The organism is Clostridium taeniosporum (genome assembly GCF_001735765.2).
Lineage (GTDB): Bacteria > Bacillota > Clostridia > Clostridiales > Clostridiaceae > Clostridium > Clostridium taeniosporum.
This window is the reverse complement of record NZ_CP017253.2, coordinates 1,156,770-1,180,660: the sequence shown is the minus strand read 5'-3', so window position 1 is coordinate 1,180,660 and position 23,891 is coordinate 1,156,770. Positions and strand designations below refer to the sequence as shown.

Annotated in this window: 23 protein-coding genes, 1 pseudogene and 1 riboswitch; of the genes and pseudogenes, 1 reads left to right on the top strand and 23 read right to left on the bottom strand. The window is 28.4% G+C overall.

Annotation, left to right across the window (positions count from 1 at the left end; all coding sequences use genetic code 11):
* Nucleotides 1-27: 27 nt before the first annotated feature.
* Both BGI42_RS05635 and BGI42_RS05630 read right to left on the bottom strand, forming a co-directional pair.
* Nucleotides 28-1,674, bottom strand: a complete 1,647-nt coding sequence (locus BGI42_RS05635; protein ID WP_069679391.1) for a DAK2 domain-containing protein — start codon at nucleotides 1,672-1,674, stop codon at nucleotides 28-30.
* Between the two features lie 13 nt (nucleotides 1,675-1,687).
* Nucleotides 1,688-2,038: an Asp23/Gls24 family envelope stress response protein gene (locus BGI42_RS05630; protein WP_069679390.1), complete on the bottom strand. Its 351-nt coding sequence runs from the start codon at nucleotides 2,036-2,038 to the stop codon at nucleotides 1,688-1,690.
* A gap of 197 nt (nucleotides 2,039-2,235) precedes the next feature.
* Between BGI42_RS05630 and rpmB the strand changes: the two genes are divergently transcribed.
* Nucleotides 2,236-2,427 (top strand): 50S ribosomal protein L28, encoded by a 192-nt coding sequence (rpmB, locus tag BGI42_RS05625; protein ID WP_003373388.1) that lies wholly within the window; start codon nucleotides 2,236-2,238, stop codon nucleotides 2,425-2,427.
* A 254-nt stretch (nucleotides 2,428-2,681) separates the two neighbouring features.
* Here the strand turns inward: rpmB and BGI42_RS05620 are convergent, their stop codons facing one another.
* The 21 genes and pseudogenes from BGI42_RS05620 to BGI42_RS05520 all read right to left on the bottom strand — a co-directional run bounded on the left by BGI42_RS05620 (nucleotide 2,682) and on the right by BGI42_RS05520 (nucleotide 23,891).
* Entirely contained in the window at nucleotides 2,682-3,320 is a 639-nt protein-coding gene (locus BGI42_RS05620; RefSeq protein ID WP_069679389.1) for a thiamine diphosphokinase, read from the bottom strand.
* Nucleotide 3,321: 1 nt separating this feature from the next.
* Nucleotides 3,322-3,972: a ribulose-phosphate 3-epimerase gene (gene rpe, locus BGI42_RS05615; RefSeq protein ID WP_069679388.1), complete on the bottom strand. Its 651-nt coding sequence runs from the start codon at nucleotides 3,970-3,972 to the stop codon at nucleotides 3,322-3,324.
* A complete protein-coding gene (rsgA, locus tag BGI42_RS05610) occupies nucleotides 3,966-4,838 on the bottom strand; it encodes a ribosome small subunit-dependent GTPase A (RefSeq protein ID WP_069679387.1) in 873 nt (290 codons plus the stop codon). The genes rpe and rsgA overlap by 7 nt, the downstream gene beginning before the upstream one ends.
* A gap of 138 nt (nucleotides 4,839-4,976) precedes the next feature.
* The gene (pknB, locus tag BGI42_RS05605; RefSeq protein WP_069679386.1) at nucleotides 4,977-6,902 is read right to left on the bottom strand and encodes a Stk1 family PASTA domain-containing Ser/Thr kinase; all 1,926 of its coding nucleotides are present in this window, start codon (nucleotides 6,900-6,902) and stop codon (nucleotides 4,977-4,979) included.
* 1 nt (nucleotide 6,903) lies between these two features.
* A complete protein-coding gene (locus BGI42_RS05600) occupies nucleotides 6,904-7,623 on the bottom strand; it encodes a Stp1/IreP family PP2C-type Ser/Thr phosphatase (protein WP_069679385.1) in 720 nt (239 codons plus the stop codon).
* Between the two features lies 1 nt (nucleotide 7,624).
* Nucleotides 7,625-8,668, bottom strand: a complete 1,044-nt coding sequence (rlmN, locus tag BGI42_RS05595; RefSeq protein ID WP_069679384.1) for a dual-specificity RNA methyltransferase RlmN — start codon at nucleotides 8,666-8,668, stop codon at nucleotides 7,625-7,627.
* Nucleotides 8,669-8,682: 14 nt separating this feature from the next.
* Nucleotides 8,683-9,999: a 16S rRNA (cytosine(967)-C(5))-methyltransferase RsmB gene (rsmB, locus tag BGI42_RS05590; RefSeq protein WP_069679383.1), complete on the bottom strand. Its 1,317-nt coding sequence runs from the start codon at nucleotides 9,997-9,999 to the stop codon at nucleotides 8,683-8,685.
* 16 nt (nucleotides 10,000-10,015) lie between these two features.
* Nucleotides 10,016-10,693: a zinc metallopeptidase gene (locus tag BGI42_RS05585; protein ID WP_069679382.1), complete on the bottom strand. Its 678-nt coding sequence runs from the start codon at nucleotides 10,691-10,693 to the stop codon at nucleotides 10,016-10,018.
* A gap of 38 nt (nucleotides 10,694-10,731) precedes the next feature.
* Nucleotides 10,732-11,661: a methionyl-tRNA formyltransferase gene (gene fmt / locus BGI42_RS05580; RefSeq protein ID WP_069679381.1), complete on the bottom strand. Its 930-nt coding sequence runs from the start codon at nucleotides 11,659-11,661 to the stop codon at nucleotides 10,732-10,734.
* Between the two features lie 12 nt (nucleotides 11,662-11,673).
* The gene (gene def, locus BGI42_RS05575) at nucleotides 11,674-12,117 is read right to left on the bottom strand and encodes a peptide deformylase (protein WP_069679380.1); all 444 of its coding nucleotides are present in this window, start codon (nucleotides 12,115-12,117) and stop codon (nucleotides 11,674-11,676) included.
* A 12-nt stretch (nucleotides 12,118-12,129) separates the two neighbouring features.
* A pseudogene (gene priA / locus BGI42_RS05570) lies at nucleotides 12,130-14,330 on the bottom strand (primosomal protein N').
* Nucleotides 14,331-14,392: 62 nt separating this feature from the next.
* On the bottom strand, nucleotides 14,393-15,571 hold the full coding sequence (gene coaBC / locus BGI42_RS05565; RefSeq protein WP_069679378.1) for a bifunctional phosphopantothenoylcysteine decarboxylase/phosphopantothenate--cysteine ligase CoaBC: 1,179 nt from the start codon (nucleotides 15,569-15,571) through the stop codon (nucleotides 14,393-14,395).
* Nucleotides 15,572-15,591: 20 nt separating this feature from the next.
* Nucleotides 15,592-15,792: a DNA-directed RNA polymerase subunit omega gene (rpoZ, locus tag BGI42_RS05560; protein WP_069679377.1), complete on the bottom strand. Its 201-nt coding sequence runs from the start codon at nucleotides 15,790-15,792 to the stop codon at nucleotides 15,592-15,594.
* Nucleotides 15,773-16,411, bottom strand: coding sequence for a guanylate kinase (gmk, locus tag BGI42_RS05555; protein ID WP_069679376.1), 639 nt, complete (start codon nucleotides 16,409-16,411; stop codon nucleotides 15,773-15,775). The genes rpoZ and gmk overlap by 20 nt, the downstream gene beginning before the upstream one ends.
* Entirely contained in the window at nucleotides 16,411-16,680 is a 270-nt protein-coding gene (remA, locus tag BGI42_RS05550) for an extracellular matrix/biofilm regulator RemA (RefSeq protein WP_069679375.1), read from the bottom strand. The genes gmk and remA overlap by 1 nt, the downstream gene beginning before the upstream one ends.
* Nucleotides 16,681-16,693: 13 nt before the next feature.
* Nucleotides 16,694-17,575: a YicC/YloC family endoribonuclease gene (locus tag BGI42_RS05545; protein WP_069679374.1), complete on the bottom strand. Its 882-nt coding sequence runs from the start codon at nucleotides 17,573-17,575 to the stop codon at nucleotides 16,694-16,696.
* A gap of 317 nt (nucleotides 17,576-17,892) precedes the next feature.
* Complete coding sequence (locus tag BGI42_RS05540) at nucleotides 17,893-19,260, bottom strand: NCS2 family permease (protein ID WP_069679373.1); 1,368 nt, start codon at nucleotides 19,258-19,260, stop codon at nucleotides 17,893-17,895.
* A 79-nt stretch (nucleotides 19,261-19,339) separates the two neighbouring features.
* Nucleotides 19,340-19,441, bottom strand: a riboswitch (purine riboswitch).
* A 96-nt stretch (nucleotides 19,442-19,537) separates the two neighbouring features.
* Nucleotides 19,538-20,539, bottom strand: coding sequence for an asparaginase (locus BGI42_RS05535; RefSeq protein ID WP_069679372.1), 1,002 nt, complete (start codon nucleotides 20,537-20,539; stop codon nucleotides 19,538-19,540).
* Nucleotides 20,540-20,688: 149 nt separating this feature from the next.
* Nucleotides 20,689-21,111, bottom strand: coding sequence for a PBECR3 domain-containing polyvalent protein (locus tag BGI42_RS05530; protein ID WP_069679371.1), 423 nt, complete (start codon nucleotides 21,109-21,111; stop codon nucleotides 20,689-20,691).
* A 158-nt stretch (nucleotides 21,112-21,269) separates the two neighbouring features.
* The gene (gene spoIVA, locus BGI42_RS05525; RefSeq protein ID WP_069679370.1) at nucleotides 21,270-22,748 is read right to left on the bottom strand and encodes a stage IV sporulation protein A; all 1,479 of its coding nucleotides are present in this window, start codon (nucleotides 22,746-22,748) and stop codon (nucleotides 21,270-21,272) included.
* Nucleotides 22,749-22,898: 150 nt separating this feature from the next.
* On the bottom strand, nucleotides 22,899-23,891 hold the full coding sequence (locus BGI42_RS05520) for an NAD(P)H-dependent glycerol-3-phosphate dehydrogenase (protein ID WP_069679369.1): 993 nt from the start codon (nucleotides 23,889-23,891) through the stop codon (nucleotides 22,899-22,901).

Sequence of the window (23,891 nt, the reverse complement as noted above, 5' to 3'; positions counted from 1 at the left end):
TTAATTATATAATATTAGAAAATTTTATTATTCAACTGACATTAAGAAATAGTATAAAGGTTGATTTCCTTTATAAGCTTGAATATCCAAATCCTCATATTCACTTTCTAATTCTTCTATAAATTCATTAACTTCATCTTCTTCAACTTCTTCTCCATAATAAATGGTTATTAATTCGCTATCATCATCTAGCATATCTTTAAGAATTTGTTTAGCAACAGAAGTTTTATCTTCTCCTACTTCTTTAATCTTTCCTTCTACTAATCCTAATATATTTCCTTCTTTTATTTCTTTACCATCAACTTCAGTATCTCTAACTGCATAAGTTATCGAACCTGTTTTTACTGAATTTATAACGTCATTTAATTCTTCTATATTTTCTTCTACTTCACATTCTGGATTAAACATAGTTATACAAGCTATTCCTTGTGGAATAGTTGTTGTAGGTATTACTACTATGTGTTTATCTGATATTTCTGCTGCTTGATTTGCAGCCATTATGATATTCTTATTATTTGGCATAACAAAAATATGATCTGCATTTAATTTATCTATACTATCTAATATGTCTTGAGTTGATGGATTCATCGTTTGACCACCTTCAATAACATAATCTACTCCTGAATCTTTAAATATCTTTGCAATTCCATCTCCCATAGCAACAGTTACAAACGCATATTTTTTATGATCTGTTTCATCAGTTGATACTTCATCTAACATTGAATTATTATTTGATTGCAATTCAGTTAGCAATTCCCTATGTTCTTCTCTCATATTATCAATTTTAATTTTTGATAACTCTCCTATTTTAACAGCATGAGATAAGACTAGACCAGGATCATTTGTATGAATATGAACCTTAATAACATCTTCATATCCAACAACAATCATCGAATCTCCAAGGGGTTCTATGATATTTTGAAATTCTTTTGCTTTAGTTGAATCACCAACAATAATAAATTCTGTACAATATCCAAATTTAATATTCACATCTTCTGTAGATTTTGCACCTACTTTAACTTGTGATGATTCTACTTTTATATCTTGAATCTCGGCTTTTATTCCATCTTTTAATGCTTCAAGCATACCTTGAAGTATTATATAAAGACCCATTCCACCTGAATCAACTACTTTTGCTTTTTTTAATGCTGGTAATAGTTCTGGAGTTTTATCAAGCATTATTTTAGCATCTTTATTTACTTGTTCTAATAATGTTACTATATCTTCTGCATCACATTCTACTGCTGATTCTGATGCTGCTCTTATTACAGAAAGTATAGTCCCTTCTGTTGGTCTCATAACAGCTTTATAAGCTGCATTTGAGCCTTCAAAAAATGCTACTGAGAATTCTGAAGCATCTACTTCATTCTTCCCTTCTAACCCCTTAGAAAATCCTCTAAGTATTTGTGATAAAATTACTCCTGAATTTCCTCTAGCACCCATTAAGGCACCTTTTGCTAATTTCTTAGATATTTCTCCTATTGAAGCAGAATTTATATTTTCTATTTCTTTAACTGCTGCCTTAAATGTCATTGACATATTAGTTCCAGTGTCACCATCTGGAACAGGAAATACATTTAAAGAATTTACAAATTCACTTTGTTCCAATAATCTATTACTAGCATTTACAACCATGTTATAAAAATCATGGCCATTTATTTTTTTAAATTCCATCTAATTTAACCTCCTAGACTCTTACCGCTTGAACATTTACTGTTATTGATGAAACTTTTAATCCTGTGTAATTTTCAACGCTATAACGAACTTTTTGAATTATGTTGTTAGCTATAACTGATATTTTAGTTCCATATTCAACCATAACAAATAATTCGATTTGTAATCTATCACTTTCTATAAGTTTTAGTTTTACACCTTTACTTAAATTTTCAATACGCATAAGTTCCCAAAAACCATCAGTAGCGCTTTTTGAAACCATGCCTACAACTCCATAACATTCCATTGTTGATAATCCAACAATTTTAGCTAAGACTTCTTCAGAATAATTTATATTACCATTTTCATTTGAAAATCCAACCATAGCTATTCCTCCTAAAATACATTCCTACTGTATATTCTATATTAGAACGATATTTTATTCAAGAAATATATGTATAATAATCTTAATATTATCCTCTCTTTTATAAAATTAACTTGCATATACAATACAATCTGTGTTATAATTCATTCTGTCCTATTGAAGATAATTATCTTTAGAATATAAGGAGGTGTTTTCTAGTGGCAAGAAGATGCGAAATTTGTGATAAAGGCGTTGTAGCAGGTGTACAATTCAGCCATTCACATCGTCAATCAAAGAGAACTTGGGCTCCTAACATAAAGAAAATAAAGGCTTTAGTTAATGGAACACCAAAGACTGTTCGTGTATGTACAAGATGCCTTAGATCTGGAAAGGTTCAAAGAGCAATATAGTTCAAATAAAAAATGCAATTCATACTATAATTGCATTTTTTATTTTCACCTTTTATTTTAGAGTTGTATGTACGACTCTATTATTTTTTTCTAAAAAATTTTATTATACTAGAAAAAAACTTTGGTAATTTAATTGCTATTATTTTCATTAATAAACCTCCTGAATATTAATATACAAAAAAAATTTATATTACTATATTAATATTCAAGACATTTAGAAAAAGTTCCTATTTTTTTATTTTATTTTAAATATATTAATCAAAAGAATGTAAGATTAATACCTCACCTTCATCATACTCTATACTTATAGGTGTTTCTAAAAATTCATTACATATTGCAGCCGGATCTAGTAATGATATGTCTTTACCTTGTGGTATATTGTATTTAGCTCCTGCAATCTTAAAATTTTTAACAGTATTAGATAATGCATGGAATGAAACATTTTCTCCTTGTTTACCATTTAAAACTATTCTATTTTTAGCTAAATACATTCTGTTATTATTGTCTATTATTTCCAAACTTATTCCTTTTTTCTTATAACTTAAAAGTAAACCTATATTTCCTAACGTGTGATCAATCCTAGTTCCAGTAGCACCTAATAAATAAATCTTTTTGCCACCTCGCTTTATAGATTCCATTATAGCTATTTCTGTATCAGTATAATCCTTTTCAGGTGGAAATTCTAATATTTCTTTTGTTACCTTCTTTAATTTTTCTAATATTTCTTTACTCATTGAATCAAAATCTCCAATGAGTAAATCAGGAATGACATTATATTTAAGAAGATATTCTCCACCTTTATCAGCAGCCACTATAAAATCAACTTTCTCTTTATACTGAACTAAAAGTGTTTCTGATGGGGGAGTGCCCCCACTTACAATCATTACTTTCATTTTATAATTGTCTCCTTAAAGCTTTTATGTTTTCTTCTATATTTCCTCCCTTAAATATTGCTGATCCTGCAACTATTACATTAGCACCAGATTTTACAACTTCACTTATATTACTTGAATCAACACCACCATCTACTTGAATCAATAAAGATGGATTTAAAGCTTTGCTCATTTCTTTAACTTCTTTAATTTTTTCTAAAGAATATGGAATAAATTTTTGTCCTCCAAAGCCAGGATTAACAGACATTATTAAAACCATATCTACTTGCGGTATTAAATCTTTTAAAACCATTGTTGGAGTACCTGGATTTAATGCAATTGCTGCTTTCTTTCCTTTAGATTTAATATATTGAATTGTTCTATCTATATGTCTATCAGCCTCATAGTGTACAGTTATTAAATCTGCCCCTGCATCTATAAAATCATCTATATATCTTGATGGATTTTCTATCATTAAATGTACATCAAAAACTTTATCAGTTTTTTTTCTTATTGATTTCATTATTGGAAATCCAAATGATATATTAGGTACAAAAGATCCATCCATAACATCTATATGAATAAATTCTGCTCCTGCCTTATCTATTCTTTCTATATCATCTCCTAACTTTGAAAAATCTGCTGATAATATTGATGGTGCTATTTTTACCATTTATTTTTTTCCCCCTCTATTATTTCTTCCAATGTTTTTATATAAAATTCATATCTATATTTATTAATTATACCTTCTTCAACATGCTCTTTTATAGCACATTGAGGTTCTTTATTATGCAAACAACCTCTATATTTACAACTTTCGTTGTGTTGTTCAAATTCTGGAAAACAATACTTAAGATCTTCTTTTTTCATTAAATCTTTTATTTCCAAAGTTGAGAATCCTGGGGTATCAACTATATATCCATTAGAAACTTCTATAAGTTCACTATGTCTTGTAGTATGTTTACCTCTTCCTATTTTCTCACTTACATTTCCAGTAAGCATATGCTCTTTATCAGTGAGTTTATTTATTAACGTAGATTTACCTGCTCCAGATGGACCACATAAAACTGTTATATTCCCATTTATTTTTTCTTTAAGTTTATCTATCCCTAATCCTTCTCTTGCATTTATGTACAAAACTTCATATCCTATATCGTTAATTCTCTTCTTAACTTCTTCTCTTTCTTCTTTTGAAACTAAATCTACTTTATTTAAGCAAACAATTGCTTCTATATTATTATACTCACATAAAACCAAGAATTTATTTAATAAATCAAAATTTATATCAGGACTTTTAATTGCAAACACTACAAAAGCTAATGAAATATTAGCTACAGCTGGTCTAAGTAACTGAGAGCTTCTTTCTTCTATTGATTCAATAACTCCTTTTCCCTTTTCAACCTCTATTATTACATTATCTCCAACCATTGGTTTAACATCTTTATGTCTAAATTTCCCTCTAGCCTTGCATTCAATCAAATCATTTTCTACTTTTACGTAATAAAATCCAGCTATACCTTTTATTATTTTTCCTTCCATATATCCCTCCATAATTAAATTTCCTATTTAATATAATAAACAAAGTTATATTAAAAATGCAACTTCTTTTTTAATATAGAAATTATAAAAAACTATCTTAAAAAGTAAAACAAATTACTTTTTAAGACAGTCTCTTAATTATTCTACCTTTGGCTTTATTGGACTTGGATGCTTAGCAGATACTTCTACATTTCCTCCATCTCCATCAACAGATGGTTTAGTTGGTTCTTCTGTATTTCCTGGAGTTATTGGTCCTTCAGTGTTATTATTTTCAGTGTTATTATTTTCATTATTATTATTTTCTTCTGGTGTTGTTGGTGTTGTTGGTGGTATTGGCGTTGGTGGTGCTACTGGTGCTACATATTTACCTATTGTTATAGTAACTGGAGTCCACTGTTCAACTTTACTACCTTCTATAGATTGTGATAACACTCTTCCATTCTTAGATTCATCATTAATTTCTTTTTCAACAATAGAAATCTTTAATTTAGCATTATCTAATCTACTTTTTGCATCGTCTAATGTTAATCCAATTACATTAGGTACAGTTGAAAGTTTAATTTCTGGCCCCTTACTTACTACAACACTTATTTTAGTTGAACTATCTATTTCCGTATTTTTTGCAGGAGTCTGGCTTATTATTTGTCCTTTTGGTACATCATCACTATACTTTTCAGTGATATTATCTATTTTTAAGTTAAATGATTTTAGTATTTTATTTGCAGTATCAATGTCATCTTCAAGCAAATTAGGCATTCCTATTTTGGGTTGACCAGAACTTACAATTACCCTTACTTTGCTCTTTTCCTTTACAGTAGTTCCTGCCTTAGGATCAATTTTTATAATAGTTCCTTCTGGTTTATCACTTTTTTCTGTTCCAGCATCAACTAAAAGCAACTCCATTACTTCAAGTTTTGATTTTGCTTCATCTAAAGTCATCCCAACTATATTAGGTACTTCTACATCTTTACCTACACCTGCAGAAAATAATGTAAATATTCCAAAGCATAATAATATTAATAGTATTCCACCACCAATACCTAATAATATTTTCTTATTGTTATGTTTCTTTCCTTTAAATTCATCATCATAATCATCGTAATCATCATAATCATCGTAATCATCATAATCATCATAATCACCATCTGATGTAGATTTTATCGGTGATTGCTTTGCTATTTCTTCAGTAACAGCTGACATTATTATAGTGTGTTGATCATCAGAAATTTGATCTATAACGGCATTAGGGTTCTCTTTTATTTTTTCCAAGTCTTTAATAACTTCTTTTGCTGTTTGATATCTCTTAGTAGGCTCTTTTTCCATACATTTTAAAATAAGTCTATTTAAACTATCAGGAATTTTAGTATTTATATTTTTAGGTGGTATAACTTCTTCTTGTAAATGCTTTAATGCGATAGTTACTGCTGTATCAGCTTCAAAAGGTAAAGTTCCTGTAACCATTTCATATATCACTACTCCTAGTGAATATAAATCCGTTCTATAATCAATAAATCCACCTTTTGCTTGTTCTGGAGAAAGATAGTGAGCTGATCCCATTATAGTAGTAGTATTAGTAATAGTTGAAGCAGAAGTAGATTTAGCAATTCCAAAATCAGTTACCTTAATCAAACCATTGTCTGCCACTAAAATATTTTGTGGCTTTACATCTCTATGAATTATCTTGTTTTTGTGGGCACAATCTAAAGCTTTTGCTATTTGAATTGCTGCTGTTATTGCTGACTCATAATTCATTTTTCCTGTTTTTCTAATAATCTCTTTTAAGGTTTTTCCATCAACCAATTCCATAACAATATAATTTATATCATCTTGAGTTCCCACATCTAATATATTTACTATATTGCTGTCATTTAATTTAGCAATAGCCGTAGCTTCACCTTTAAATTTCTCTACTATTTCTGCATTGTTGCAAAATTCTTTTTTAAGAATTTTAACTGCTACAAATCTATTTAGTTTATTACATCTTGCTTTAAAAACTTCTGACATACCACCTTCGCCTATTTTTTGAAGCAATTCATATCTATCTCCTAGTATCACACCATTCATTCTATATCTCTCCTCCAAACAACAATACAGTTATGTTATCTCTTCCACCTTTTTCTTTGGCTAAACTTACTAATTTATTAGCTGCACTTACATAATCTTCTTCATCATTGATTATATTTAATATTTCATAATTTGTTAATTCATTTGTTAGTCCATCTGAACATAAAATATACTTACTATATTCAGAATTTTTTAATACAAAAACATCAACTTTAACATTTTCACCAGTTCCTAATGCTCTTGTTATTATATTTTTCTTAGGATGATTTAATGCATCCTGCTCTGTTATACTACCACAATCTATCAATTCTTGTACTAAAGAATGATCTTTAGTTATTTTGACAATTTCATTACTCTTTATTGCCAAACATGAGCTATCACCAACATTTGCAATATGAATAAAATCTTTAGTTATTAAACAAGCAGTTACTGTAGTACCCATTCCGTTTAAGCTTTCACTACTTTTAGAATATTTAAAAATTGCTTGATTAGCTTTCTTTATAGCTTCTTCTATTAAGTTTTCTTTTACTGAATATTGAAAACTTTGTTCTACATATTTTACAATATATTCAGCAGCCATTTTACTTGCAACTTCTCCAGCATTATGCCCACCCATGCCATCAGCAACAACATATAATTTAAACTCTTGTTTTTCTAAATAAATTGCAAAATCTTCATTTAAAGCTCTTCTTAATCCTACATCACTAACTAATCCAACCATTTTATTCCCCCCTTGATTCTTGGGTTTTTATATAACTTCTCCTAAGTTGTCCACACGCTGCATTAATATCGCTTCCCATTTCACGTCTAACAGTTACTTCTATTCCTAAATTATTTAATATTTTTTCAAAATCTTGTATTGTTTCTTTAGATGATTTTCTGAATGTACGCTCTTTTATTTCATTTACAGGTATTAAATTAACATGACAAAGCATACCTTTCAATAATTTTCCTAGAGCTTTTGCATCTTCTTTAGAATCATTAACGTCCTTAACTAAAGAATATTCAAATGTTATTCTTCTATTAGTCTTATTTATAAAGTATTTACATGCAGTTAAAATTTCGTCAATACTATATTTATTGGCTATAGGCATAATCTCTTTTCTTTTTTCATCACTAAAAGCATGTAATGAAATAGCTAAAGTTATACTAAACTCCTTATCTGCAATTTCATATATCTTAGGTACAATACCACAAGTAGATAATGTTATATGTCTTTGTCCTATGTTCAAACCATACTTGGCAGAAACTATTTCTAAAAATTTTACTACATTATCATAATTATCTAATGGTTCTCCACTTCCCATCAAAACAATATTTGATATTCTCTCTCCTATATGTTCTTGGACCACTAATACTTGGGATAATATTTCACCAGTAGTTAAATTTCTGATTCTCCCATCTATAGTTGAAGCACAGAATTTACATCCCATCCTACAACCTACCTGAGTAGATATACATATAGAATTTCCATGCTTATATCTCATTAACACACTTTCTATTAAATTTCCATCAGAGAATTTAAATAAAAACTTTTCTGTACCATCAAGTTCTGACTTATATATGTGTTCTACTTCTGGTAATGCTATTTCAAAATTTCCTTTAAGCTTTTCAATTAAAGATTTAGGCATATTTCTCATATCATTAAAATTTGTAACACCTTTGTATATCCATGACATAATTTGCTTAGCTCTAAAAGCACTTTCATCATTTTCTTTCATCCATAATGAGAGCTCATCTAAAGTATAGTCTAATATGTTTTTCATTTATTCACCTACTATTATTGCTTTTCTAATTTTGCAACAAAGAATCCATCCATTTTTGTATTCGGAAGTATTGTTAATGTACCATTCTTGTTATAAACTAGATTATCTTCTTTTCCTATAAAAATAGGTTTTAGCTTACAATCTTTATGTTTATTTAAAAACCATTCAATGTTTTCTTCATTTTCTTCTTTATTAAGAGTACATGTTGAATATATCATAACTCCACCTGTTTTTAAATATTCCCAAGCATTATTCATTATTTCTCTTTGTGTCGGAATAATTTTCCTTAAACTTTCTCTTGTTTTATTCCACTTTATTTCAGGTTTTTTTCTTATTATACCTATTCCTGAACATGGAACATCTATAAGTACTCTATCAGCATATGAAATTAAATCTGCATTTAATTTCGTTGCATCTCCTAACTCAATTTTTATATTGTTTAAATCAAGTCTTTCGCAATTCTCTTTTATTAAACCAAGTTTAGATTCATGTATATCAAACGCTCTAACTTCACCTGTATTTTGTAATAATTCAGCTATATGAGTTGTCTTCCCTCCTGGAGCACTACATAAATCTAATACTTTCATATTATGTTCTAATTCAAGTAAAGGTGCAACTAGCATAGCACTTTCATCTTGAACTGTAATTTTTCCATCCTTAAATAATGGATTTTCTTGTATTGAACTTCCACCCTTTATTAAAATAGCTTCTGGACATATAAAACCTTCTTCAACACAATATTCCATTTCTTCTAATTTTTCAAATACTTGATCATAATCATCTTTAGTATCATTTACTCTAACAGTTGTTTGCGGAATTTGATTTAACCCAGCCATTATTTTTTTTGCAACATCTTCTCCATATTGTTTTATTAAAAGTCTTATCATCCATGGTTCAAAAGAAAATTTGTATGCATACTCATTAATTTTATTACCATTAATTGTTATATCATCTGGATCTTTCGAAAAATTTCTAAGTATACCATTAACTAATTTACTTGCTTCTTCTGATACTTGTTTTGCTTCTTCAACTGCTTCATTACATGCTGCATATGTTGGAACTTTATCTAAAAATGTCATTTGGTATATTGCTACCCTTAATATATTTAATACTTCTTTATCCATAACTTTAATATCTCTTACAAAATTAGCTATAGTAAGATCTAATGTTTTCTTTCTTCTTAAAACTCCATAAACTAATTCTGTTAATAAAGCTCTATCTCTTTCATCTAGATTTGCTTCATTTAATTCATTTGAAAGAATAATATTTGAATATGCTCCTTCGTCAATAACTCTTTTTAATATTTTTACTGCTAAATTTCTACAATTCATACTCTACCTCTTTTTCCTAATCTCTATCACTTATGGCAATAAGTCTAATTAATTGTGATATTGCCATTAATGCTGCTGCTATATAAGTCATTGCTGCTGCATCTAAAACTTTTGCTGCACCTTTTACTTCATCACCATATAAAATATTTCTAGATTTTAATATACTTAATGCTCTACTTGATGCATTAAATTCAACTGGTAATGTTATTAATTGAAATACAACTGCTGCAGAAAATAATATGATTCCTATGGTTACTAAACCTTTTATCCCCATTAATATTCCTGCCAAAAATAAAATCCATGAAAAATTCGTGCTAAAATTAACTGCTGGCACTATTGAGTTTCTTATTATCAAGGGTTTGTAAGCTTCTTTATGTTGTATTGCATGACCTACCTCATGAGCTGCAATACCAGCAGCTGCTATTGTTTGACCTCTATATACTTCTGATGATAATCTTAAGACTCTACTAGATGGGTCATAATGATCCCCTAGTTTTGTATTTACTAGTTCAATTCTTATATCATACAGTCCAGCTTCATCTAACATCATTCTTGCAATTTGTTCTCCAGTATATCCATTCATAGCACTTACTTTACTATATTTACTATATGCTGAATTAACTTTTGTTTGTGCCCAAAAAGCAATTATAATAGCTGGAACCAATATAATCATTGTTGGATCAAAAAAAAACATATGCTTTCCTCCTCTTAATTAATATTAAATATATTATATTACTCTCCTAATACTAAATCTTTCTCAATACTATGACCATTTATATACTGTTCTATAGTAAGTGGCTTTCCATTAGGAAATTGAACTTTTTCTATAATTAATATATTTTTTCCACATGCAACTTTAATACCTTCTTTATTAACATCTAATATTGTACCTGGCTTTTTGGAGACTTCATTGTACATTACTTTTGTTTTATACAATTTCATTCTTTCACCTTTATACTCTGTATAAGCAATAGGCCAAGGATTTAAACCTCTAACAAGATTGTGTATATAATAGGCATCTTCATTCCAGTTTATATGTGCTAACTTTTTATCTAACATTTTAGCATAAAATGTTTCACCTTCTTGTTTTATAGGTTTTATATTTCCATCATATAATCCTTTTATTGTTTTTAATAAAAGCTCAGCTCCACTTTCCATTAAAATATCATGTAATTCTCCACTTGTCATACCATCATGTATTTTAACTTCTTCTTTTAACAACATATCACCTGTATCTAAACCTACATCCATTAGCATAGTAGTATTTCCTGATACTCTTTCACCTTTTATTATTGCCCAATTTATTGGAGCTGCTCCTCTATACATTGGCAATAATGATGCATGTAAATTTATACATCCATATTTAGGTATATCTAACACTTCTTTAGTTAATATTTGGCCAAAAGCAACCACTATTATAAAATCTGGATTTATCTTTTTCAGCTTTTCAATAACTTCTCTATCATCTTTTAATTTTATTGGTTGATAAACAGATATTTCATGTTTTAGAGCTTCTTCCTTTACAGGTGAATAAGCAAGTTTCTTACCTCTTCCTTTTGGTTTATCCGGCTGGGTAAGAACAGCACTTACTTCATATTCTTCTATTATTCTTTTTAGTGATGGAACTGCAAAATCAGGTGTTCCCATAAATACTATTTTCATCTATCACACCTCCTATTTTTTGTTAGTTCTGTCGATAAATAGAGTTCCATTTAAGTGATCATATTCATGTAAAATAGCTCGTGCTAAAAGTTCTTCTGCTTCTATTTCAAATTCTTCTCCTTTTTCATTTAAAGCGCTTGCTTTAACATAATTAGGTCTCATAACAGATGCTGTTCTACCTGGCAAACTTAAACAGCCTTCTTCATCAACTTGTTTTCCATCAGTATCTAATATTTCAGGATTTATAAATACTAATGGACCTTCTCCAATGTCTATAACGAATAATCTTTTCAAGATTCCAACTTGTGGTCCAGCAAGACCTACTCCATCTGCATCATACATAGTTTCTAACATATCTTTAATTAATGTTACTAATCTTTCATCTATTTTTTTAACTTCTCTACATTTTTTTCTTAAAACAGAATCTCCATATTTTCTTATAGTTCTTAATGCCATAAAAAATTCCCCCTATGTCATATTATTAGGATTAATATCCATACTAACCCTTATTTCATTATATACACTCTTATTTAATAGATAAAGTGTATCTTTTACTTTTTTATTAAATTCATCTGTTAAATTTCCTTTTATTATAATTTGCCAACGATATTTATCCTTTAATTTGGTAATTATGCAAGGTACTGGTCCCAACATCGTAAATCCAGTGTCTATTATTAATTTTTCCAAATTATTCTGTAAATTATACATAAACTTTTTCAATTTCTCCTCAAATTTAGAAACACCATTAATTAAAAGTATTTTAGAAAAAGGTGGATTATCCATAAGTTTTCTAAGCCTAATCTCTTCCTGAAAAAAAGAATTATAATCATCTTTTTTAGCATGTATTAAACTATAATGCGTTGGAGTATATGTTTGAACTATTACCAATCCTTCTTTTTGCCCTCTTCCTGCTCTACCAGCTACTTGAGTTATAATTTGAAAAGTTCTTTCACCACATCTATAATCAGGAATATTTATTGAAATATCTGCTGCTAATACACCAACTAAAGTTACATTTGGAAAATCTAGTCCTTTAGCAATCATTTGAGTTCCAATTAGAATATCTGCCTCTCCATTTTTAAATGAATTGTAAATTGATTCATGAGAATTCTTATGTCTTGTTGTATCTACATCCATTCTTAAAATTCTAGCCTTTGGAAAATATTTCTTAACTTCACTTTCTACTCTTTCAGTTCCTGCTCCAAAATATTTTACATATTTACTTTTACAATTTGGACATATTGTTTGTTCCTTCTGTGCTCTTCCACAATAATGACATATTAAATATCCATTTTTATGATATGTCATTGATACATCACATTCAGGACACTTAAAAACATAACCACAGCTTCTACAAGAGATGAATGTGGACATACCTCTTCTATTTAAAAACAAAATTATTTGATTTTTATCTTTTAGATTCTGTTCAATTTCCTTATAAAGATGTCTACTAAATAAAGATAAATTATTTGACTTAAGCTCTTCCCTCATGTCTATTATATCAAATTTCGGCATACCTTTTCTATTTACTCTTTTATTCATTTCTATAAGCTTATATTTGCCTTGTAACGCTTTATAATAACTCTGAATACTGGGAGTAGCAGAACCTAATACAATCTTGCACTGTTGTATCTCACTTATAAATTCTGCAACTTCTATAGTGTTATATTTAGGATTCTGTTCTGATTTATAAGTTGCCTCATGTTCCTCATCAATTATAATCATACCTAGATTCTGCATCGGCAGAAAAAGTGCACTTCTTGCTCCTATAACTAATTTAGTTTTTCCTTCCTTTATTCTAAACCATTCATCAAACCTTTCACCATCAGAAAGTTTACTATGAAAAAGAGCAATATTATTTCCAAATCTGCCTTTAAATCTTTCAATCATTTGAGGAGTTAATGCAATTTCTGGGACTAATACTATACACCCTCTATTTTCACTTAACATTTTCTCTACTAGTTGCATATACACTTCTGTTTTTCCAGAACCTGTTACTCCTTTTATTAAATATTTATTATTATATTCATTCATAACAGTAGTAAATGCTTGCTGTTGTTCTAAAGTTAATGTTTTTGATAAATATTTAGAATAACTTTTAGTATTATATCTAAATACCACTTGCTCTTCACACTTTAAAATTTCAGCTTCTATTAGTTTATTTAAAGAATAAATAGAAAAACCATATTCTTTTGTTATTTCACTTTTTGTAAATACGCCTTCATTTTGTGATATAAATTCATATAATTTTATATAGTTATCCTTTTTAAATTTTTCATGCTTTAATTCTTTAGCTGTATATACAACTTTCTTTTTTTATTTTTTATACCTTTCATAATACCTGTTGGTATTAAAAGTCTTATTCCATCTATATACTTGCAAAGATACTTATCTCTTAGAAAATTAATAAGATCAATATCTCTTTTTGTCAAAATAGCATATTTATCACAAATCTCTTTAATATATTTAACTTTATATTTAAACTCTATTTCTTCTGTTAAAATATTAAATATAAAACCATACACATTTCTGTTTCCTTTCCCAAAAGGAACCTTTACTCTATGCCCAATATTAACTTTATCCATAAGTTCATCTGGTATTTTATATGTAAATAGTCTATCTACTTCATTTGCATCGCTATTTATAATTATTTCAGCATAAATGCTCATTCTATTTCACCCTTTTTAAGATACATCCTAATATATACTCATATAATAAGAAGAAAGCGCATTTAGCGCTTTCCAATAATATCAAATAACTTACTAGCAATGTCATCTTTGCTTGTTTTATCTATTTGAATTTCTTCATCTTTATTAGATAAAATAATTACTTTATTATCTTCTGAAGCAAAACCAGTATCTTCACTTGTTATATCATTTGCAACTATATAATCTAAATTTTTCTTGATAAGTTTCTTCTTTGCATTTTCTTTTAAATTTTGACTTTCAGCAGCAAATCCAACTAAAATTTGATTTTTCTTTTTGCTTCCTAAATTCATAAGAATATCATTATCTCTAGTAAAAGTTAGTTCTAAATCGCCCTCACTTTTTTTTATCTTTTGATCACTATATTCTTTAGCTTTATAGTCAGCTACAGCTGCTGATTTTACAACTATATCAGAATTATCAAAATACTTATTCACTTCTTCTTTCATTTCATTATTTGTAGAAACTCTAATAAAATTAATATTGCTTGGTACTTCTAATGAAGTTGGACCAGATATTAATGTTACATTAGCACCTCTATCTCTAGCTTCCTTAGCTATTGCATAACCCATTCTGCCAGTTGATCTATTAGTTAGATATCTAACTGGATCTATAGGTGATATTGTAGGTCCTGCGGTAATTAAAATATTTTTATTTGCTAAATCATTTTTTTTAAATTGTGATAACACTCTATCTACAATTATTTTTGGTTCTTCAAGTTTTCCTTTTCCTATATCTCCACAAGCAAGTCTACCAGATGCTGGTTCTATAAATTCATATCCTAATTTCTTAAGCTTTTCTATATTAGCTTGAACAATTGGATTTTCATACATATGAGTATTCATAGCAGGTGCAAAAATAACTTTTGCTTTAGTTGCCATAATAGTTGTTGATAACATATCATCTGCAATGCCATTTGCAACTTTACCAATTAAATTAGCTGTTGCTGGAGCAACTAGAAATACATCTGCTTTTTCAGCTAAACTTATATGTTGAATCTCCCAAGCTTTAGGTTCAGAAAACATATCTGATATAACCATATTTTGACTAAGTGATTGAAATGAAAGTGGTGTAACAAACTCAGTAGCTGACTTTGTCATTATAACTCTAACTTCAATGTCTTTTTTTCTAAGCTGACTCACTATTTCTAAAGCTTTGTAAACAGCAATTCCACCGCTTACACCTAGTACCACACATTTTTTCATAACACCCAAATTCCTTTATATTATTCTTGATACTTTACAGCATCTTCATTTACTTCATTAATTGCTATTGTTAAAGGTTTATTAGAATCAACATTTACTAATGGTTCTGCACCTTCAATTATTTCTCTAGCTCTTTTTGATGTTAATGTTACTAAAGAGTATCTATCTCCCACCTTTGATAATAAGTCTACTATTGATGGATTAATCATAGAGTTGTTCATGTATTAAGTCCTCCTTTGAATCTAATATACTGTGTTTTAATCTATCTACTCTACATTTTTCTGCTAAAATTATTGCTTCTAATTTTTCTACAGCAACACCAACTTCATCATTAACTACTGCGTAATTATATTTAGAAACAAAATTTATTTCCTTATAAGCTGATTTAAATCTCTTCATAAGAGATTCTGGAGTTTCACTTCCCCTTTTAATTATTCTTTGTTTTAGTTCTTCCATAGAGGGTGGTAAAATAAATACAAATACGCCTTCTTCTGTATTTTCTTTTACTTTTAATGCACCTTGTATATCTATTTCTAAAATAACATCTTTACCACTCTCTAACATTTTATCTACATTTGATTTAGGTGTTCCATAATAGTTACCATATACTTCTGCATGTTCTAAAAAATCATCTTTTTCTATTCTATTTATAAATTCATCCTTAGATAAGAAATGGTAATTCACTCCATCTACCTCACCTTTTCTTGGTGATCTAGTTGTAGCTGAAACTGATAATAATAAATTGTCATTCTTGTCAAGTAATTCTTTACATATAGTACCTTTTCCCGCACCTGATGGACCAGATATAACAATTAACAAACCTCTTTTTTTATTATTCATTATTCATCAACCTCATCAACTACTTCGCCCTTAGTAGATAATCTATGAGCAACTGTTTCTGGTTGTACTGCTGATAATATAACATGATCACTATCAGTTATTATTACAGCTCTTGTTCTTCTTCCATATGTAGCATCTATTAGCATACCTCTATCTCTTGCTTCTTGAATTATCCTTTTTATTGGTGCTGATTCAGGACTTACAATAGCAACTAATCTATTAGCAGAAACTATATTACCAAAACCTATGTTTATTAATTTTATTCCCATGTTTCTCCTCCTATTATTCTATATTTTGTACTTGTTCTCTTATTTTTTCTATAGCATTTTTTATATCTATAACTTTATTTGTCATACTAATATCTACTGATTTAGATCCAATAGTGTTAGCTTCTCTATTCATTTCTTGGATGATAAAATCTAATTTTCTTCCTATCGGTTCACCTAATTCTAATGTCTGTCTCATTTGATTTAGATGACTCTTAAGCCTTACGATTTCTTCATCAACTGCTGCTTTGTCGGATAAAATTGCAACTTCTTGAGCAATTCTTGATTCATCTAAATCAATATCATTTAACAATTCAGCTAATCTTTCTTCAAGTTTTTGTTTATAATTTTTAGGAATCTCATCTGCTAACTTTTCAATTTCCTTAACAAACTTCTCTATTGTATCTACCTTTATTAAAATATCATTTTTTAACTTCTCACCTTCTCTTATTCTCATATCATTCATTAAATTTAGAGAATTATCTATTAAAGGTAGTAGTTCATCTAATATCTCTTCTAAATTTTCTTCTTTTTCAACTAAAGTTACTACATCTGGCAATCTTGATATTTTAGTAGTTGTAATATCATCCACTAATTCTAATTCTTCCTGTATTAACTTTAAACAATCATAATACTTTTTAGCTAATTTAATGTCAACAGTAGGCTCTATGTTTTCTTTTAAATAACTCTTACAATTTATAAAAACATCAACTTTTCCTCTATTTAATCTACTATTAATTAAACTTCTAATCTTTTCCTCTAAAGATAGCATAGTTTTAGGCATTCTAATATTAATATCTAAATATCTGTGATTTACACTTTTCATTTCAACTGAAAATATCATACCATTGTCTTTATCACTTTGTGCACGCCCAAAGCTAGTCATACTTTTCACCATTTTCAGTACACCTCCTTCATTATTCCAAGTAATTTCTTAATTTATATATTCATTTCCTTTGTTTATATATTTATTTAATTAATATATTAATATTTTTTAATATTTTTAGTCAACTGTTTATTCATAATTTATTCATAATTACTATTAATCTTTTTATTTAATTTTAATAATTATTTTAAAAAAGATTAAAACTTTAAATCACAAAAATAAAAATGTACATTTAGTATTAAAAAATACTAAATGTACATTTTTGTTTCACCCCATAGTTGAAAGTTCGATTTATTTTAAAATAAAAATTCTATTTATTTGAATGTGCCTTATAAGACTATTAATTTCAATAGGAATATTAATGCTAAAATTATCATAACCCAAGATACTTTTTTCTTTTCTTCTTTTTTAGAGAAAAGATTATTCAATAAATTTATAAATACATAAGATAATATACCAAATGTTAATCCATCACCAATACTATAAGTTAATGGCATTAATGCAATTGTTATAAATGCTGGTAGTCCTTCTGTAATTTCATTAAAATCTATGTTTTTAGCAGCTCCTAACATTAAATAACCAACATATATTAAAGCCGGTGCTGTAGCACATGATGGTATGGCAATAAAAATTGGTGAGAAAAACATTGCTATTAAGAACAAAACTCCTGTCGTAATAGCAGTCCAACCAGTTCTTCCTCCAGCTGCGACACCTGTTGAACTTTCAACATAAGTTGTTACTGTTGAAGTTCCAAGATATGCTCCTACAGTTGTTCCAATAGCATCTGCAAGTAATGCTTTTCCTGCATTAGGAACATTTCCTTTTTCATCAAGCATTCCAGCTCTTGAACTAACTCCTACTAACGTTCCCACTGTATCAAAGAAATCTACAAACAAGAAAGTACATAATACTGTTATAAATAATCCTATATTATTTGGGTGAAATGCATATCCTAAATCTAACTTCCCTGCAACAGGAGCTAAACTTTCAAATTTAAAAATACCATTTGGTAAATATATACCTAAATCCGCTGCTAAAGATGGATTTTTCATGGCATATCCCCAAGCTAATAAAGTACTTACTAAAATCCCAACTAAGATAGAACCTTTTATTTTCTTCTTATCTAATACTGCAATGATTATTAATCCTATACAAGTAATTGTAACTGTAGGAACATTAAAATCTCCTAGTCCTAATAAAGTTGCGTCATTATTAACAACTATTCTGCTTCCCACAAATCCAATAAAAGCAATAAATAATCCAATTCCTGCTGTAACTGCATACTTCATATTTGCTGGAATTGCATTTACAACTGCTTCACGAATTTTAAATAATGACATTAAAATAAATATAATACCTTCAATAAATACTGCTGTTAACGCCATTTCCCATGATATTCCTTTTCCTAAAACAACAGAAAATGCGAAATAAGCGTTTAAACCCATTCCAGATGCTAATGCAAAAGGTAAGTTTGCAAATACCCCCATAAATATTGTTGCAAATGCTGCTGATAGACAAGTTGATGTGACAATCGCTCCACTTGGCATTCCCGCAGCACTTAACATATTAGGATTTACAGCAATTATATAAGCCATTGTCAAAAAAGTAGTAATACCTGCTACTATTTCTTTTTTAAAATCAACATTTTTATTAGAAAATATTTCAAATATTCTCTCAGACTTCTTTTCTTGTTGCATTTTTATTCCTCCTAAATTATTAAATAAAAAAAGCCACTACAGTTTATGATAACCCATAGCGACTTAATTATTAATAAGAAATTAATATAGTCTTACTCATAGGCAAATTATTTACGGTAATCTGGTAGATACTTGTGAACCATATTATCACAATTATATGAGTTATCCCTTTTACGAATATTATTATACATTTGCATCCGAACGTTGTCAATTATATAATAGGTAAAAATCATATTTTTTCTTATTTTTACGAATATTTTATTTTTATATATTGTTTTTATTCAGTTTTTTCAATTTCATACTTGTCTTTTTCAAATATTTCCCTTATTTTATTTAAATCATCGTTATGATTTACGGCTATTAATAGTTTTATCCTCGCTTTTTGTCCGGATAATATATCACCAAATATAACTCCTAATTCCTTAAGTTTTTTTCCACCTCCTAAATATCCATAAGATTCAAATACTCTACCCTCAAAACATCTAGATACTATTACTACTGGTATTTTATTTTCAATAGCTCTCTCAATTCCAGCAACCATTAAAGGTGGTACATTACCTCTTCCTAACCCTTCAATTACTATACCTTTATATCTATTTTTAATAACAAAATCTATAAACTTTGAATCCATTCCAGAAACACATTTAACTAATGCAACATCTTTTTTAATATCATCTATCTTAACATGAGTGGATTTACAATTTTCTCTATAGAAAATAACTCTATTGTTATCCACTATTCCTATTGGTCCAAAATTAGGTGTACTAAAAGCATTTAATGCCATAGAGTTTCTCTTTGTTACTTCTATTGCACTATGTAATTCTCCGTTAAAACAAACTAGCACACCTCTGTTTTTAGCACTATCAGAAATTGTAGTACATATAGCTGTTGCTAAATTAAATGGTCCATCATAACCTAATTCATCACTATTTCTCATAGCTCCTGTAACTACAACTGGTTTATCTGTATTTAAAGTTAAATCTAAGAAATAAGCTGTTTCTTCTAAAGTATCTGTTCCATGAGTTATTACTACTCCACTTATATCATCTCTATCTAATAATTTTTGAACTAACTTAGATAAGTCAAGCATCAATTTAGGTGTCATGTGTGGAGATGGTAAATTAGAAAATGTATAATTTTCTATTTCAGCAACTCCTTGTATTCCTGTTACCATTTGCATTATTTCTTCACCACTTAAACTTGGAACTGCTGCTTTTATTTTTTCATCCACCTTCATAGATATAGTTCCACCATTAAATATTATTGCTACTTTTTTCATCTATTGTTCCTCCATATAAAAAAGTAATTAACTTTATATAAATATAAATTGGGGTTTTTATCACAAAAATACTCTTGGGTATCCAAGAGTATTTAATTTATTTTATTAATGTATTATTTTAAAATTACTATCAAAACTTTCTTAATTAATTAAAATATATTGTGAGCTTTTTCATCATTGCAACTTATTAATCTTCCACCATTTAATCTAGAAATTATTTTAGATTCTGTTAATGGATACATAGTTGCCACATATATATATTGACCTTCTTCATCATACTCTAAAGCCAAAAGAATATTACTATCTATCTTTTTTACTAATTCTATTGCTCCTTCATTAATCCTTAACGGATTTATTCCTATATAATCTGGATCTTTAATTATTTCTTCCATAATTTTTATTATATTATTTTTAACTCTTTTAGTAAATTGTTTTCCATGTTTTTTTATTATATGATTTATAACTCTAGAAGATATATAAACAGATGATGGAAAGTCATATTCTATAAGTTCTTCGATTAAAGATGTATTTAAGTTACCTACTTTCTTATAGATTTTATACCCCTTTTTCATGATATCCCTCATTTTATATTCTTTACTACATTATATAATATTAGCTCACTTACTTCTATTAATTTTTTAATGTTAATCATAATTTTATTAATATATGTATAAAAAGGAGTTTAAAGATTTTTTCTTTAAACTCCTTTTTAATTATTAATTCTTCAAAATCAAAGAATTATACAAATCAATCCACCATTACCTTCATTAATAATTTTTTGAAGTGTTTTCTGAATTTTAACTTGTACATCTTCTGGCATTTTATATAGTTTATTTTGAAGTCCTTCTTTTACTAATACTTCCAAAGACTTTCCAAACATATTACTTTGCCATAATTGTGCTGGATCTGTTTCAAACTGTTCAAGTAATCCCTTTACAAGTTCTTCTGATTCTTTTTCAGACCCCATTATAGGACTAATCTCAGTTTTTATATCACATTTTATAAAATGTAAACTTGGAGCACTAGCTTTTAATTTAACTCCATATTTACTTCCTTGTTTTACAATTTCAGGTTCTTCAAATTTCATCTCTGATAATTGAGGTGCTACTAATCCATAACCTACCTCTTTAACATCTTCTAAAGCATCTTTCACTTTATCATATTCTGATTTAGCATAAGTCAAACCCTTAATTATACTTAAAAGATCACTTTCTGAATTCACTTCCAAATCACATATTTCACTAAGTATTTTATAGAATATGCCATCTTTTGGTTTCATAAGTATATTAGCTGTTCCATTGCCTAGGTCAACTTCTTTAATAGATGTTGTTCCCATAAATTCTTTTTCTTCAAAACTATTTAATATATGTTTAATATCTCTAACCTTTGAAATTTCATTACTCATAGTTAAAATAACATCAAAGAAATTCTTCTTTAACCAATGATTATAATCTAATTTTTCTAACCATTCTGGCATATCTATATTAACTTCTTTTACAGGAAATTCCCTAAGTACATATTCAAATAAATCTTCTATATCTTCTTCTCCCATATTATATATATCCATTATTTTTACTGCCACATTATATTTTGCTTCTAATTCATTCTTTAATGCTTTGGTCTCTTGAGAATTTGGTTTATTAGTGTTAAGTACAACAACAAATGGTTTATTTATTGATTGAAGCTCATTTATGACTCTTTCTTCTGCCTCCATATAATCTTCTCTTGGTATTCCTGTAATACTTCCATCTGTTGTAATTACTAATCCTATGGTTGAATGATCACTTATAACCTTTCTAGTACCTATTTCTGCTGCATCTTCAAAAGGAATTTCATACTCATACCATGGTGTATGTACCATTTTACTTTCTTCACCTTCTAAATATCCCAATGCACTTTTTACAATGTATCCTACACAATCTACCAATCTAACCTTAAATTTAGTTTCATCACCTAAATTTATTTCTACTGCCTCATTTGGCACAAATTTCGGTTCTGTTGTATGAATACTTTTACCTGAACCACTTTGTGGTAACTCGTCTTTCGCTCTTTCTTTCTTATAAGCATTATCAATCTTTGGTATTACCATAAGGTCCATAAACTTCTTTATAAAAGTTGATTTTCCAGTTCTCACTGGACCAACTACTCCTACATATATGTCCCCTTGAGTTCTTTCAGCTATATCTTTGTATATGTTAAAGCTGTCCACATTATTCCCTCCTTGTTCTTTTTACCAATATATATATATTCTTAAAATCCTAAAAATATACAAATTAAATAAAATTTAAAATAACAAAAGTCCTAAAAAGACTTCATTAACACAGTTATATGGTTAAAAAATTCTTTTTAGGACTTCTTATTAAAATATTTCACTTTTTTTCTCGCGATTCATCAGTTCTTGAATCCCTAATTTTGGTTCTTTTTTCTCGAATAAAACTTTATATAAAATATCCGTTATAGGCATGGATACTTTCATTTTTTCTTTTAATTCGTAAAAAGCTCTACATGCTTTTACCCCTTCAACTACCATACCTATTTCTTTAATTGCTTCATCTACTGGCATTCCACTACCTATAAGCAATCCAGCCTTTCTGTTTCTAGAATGCTTCGAAGTACATGTTACTATGAGATCACCCATTCCTGTTAAACCATAAAAAGTTTCCTCTTTGCCTCCAAGAGCCAAACCAATTCTAGAAATTTCTTTCATACCCCTAGTCATTAATGCAGCTTTAGTATTATCTCCATATCCTAGCCCATCTAGAATTCCAGCTGCAAGTGCAATTATATTTTTAACTGCTCCTCCAACCTCAACACCAACTAAATCTTCATTTGTATAAACTCTAAAATAAGATGTCATAAACAAGCTTTGAACTTCACTTGCACATTCCATACACTCTGATGTAACAACAAGTGTTGTTGGAAGTTTTAATACCACTTCCTCTGCATGACTCGGTCCTGATAAAATAACAATAGGATTACTTAACTCTTCTTTAATAACAGTGGATAATCTTTTATCAGTATGTTCTTCAATACCTTTTGCAATTGAAATTATAATTGTATTCTCACTTATTTTATCTTTTAAACTTCTACAAATAGAACGTATTGTATGAGAAGGTACCGCTAAAACAACATATTCTGCATTTTCAATTGCTTTTTCTAAATTATTAAACGCTACAATATTACTTGAAATTTCTAAATTACGTATATATTTATCATTTCTTCTATTAATATTTATATCATCAACAACTTCTTTATTTCTATTATATATACTTACAGTATTCCCCTTTTCAGCAAGCAATATAGCTAAAGCTGTTCCAAAACTCCCTCCACCTATAAAACTTACATTGCTCAT